The 616-nt window shown below is 68.0% G+C and carries 1 protein-coding gene; it reads right to left on the bottom strand.

The genetic code is table 11. The features are described from left to right. The coding region (locus ACL02O_RS34365) for a hypothetical protein (protein ID WP_412822349.1) at positions 1 to 616 on the bottom strand (616 nt) is incomplete at both ends.

Here is a 616-nt window from a genome sequence, read left to right as displayed (position 1 = left end):
GGTCCGACCACACCTTGCCGTGCGGGGAGGACTTGTCGTCCCTGCTGTCGTACATGAACGGCGCCGGCATCACGAACACCGGCGCCCCACCGTCGCGACCCAGGAACGCGATCGACCCGTCCGCCCGCTGCCGCGCCGTCAGACCCGCCGTGTCCAGCGTGAACGTCCACGACGCCGGCCCCGCCGGCGCCTCACGCAGAACAATCTTCTCCTTCAACGCGGTGCTGGTCACGTCGTAGACCACATCCGCGCCACCGGCCACACCCGCATACGTCACCGTGGAACCGGAGACCTTCGGCGCCGCCGCCGTCGCCCCACCGCTCAGACCCAGCTCGATGCTGCGCCCGTCCCGCTCGAAACGCACCAGGTCATCCGAGCTGTCACCGAACAGGCTGGTGAAGCTGTTGGTCCGATTGCCCTGCACATACCCGTGGTCGGCCACGGGACGCACGGTGGTGTCGATGGGCCGCCAGTTGCCCTTACCGTCCTGATAGTGCAACGGCACCGCGGAAATCTCCGCCTGCAACCGCCCGTCCGACAGCTGATAAACCTTGCCGTTCTCCGTGCGCCTGCCGGTCAGCTCCCTGACCCGCTTCTGCGCCGGCCACTTCTTCCC

Origin of the sequence: Micromonospora mangrovicola (assembly GCF_047200535.1) — a bacterium.
GTDB lineage: Bacteria > Actinomycetota > Actinomycetes > Mycobacteriales > Micromonosporaceae > Micromonospora.
Note: the sequence above shows the minus strand (reverse complement) of the source record. Positions and strands in the feature narration are given on the sequence as shown.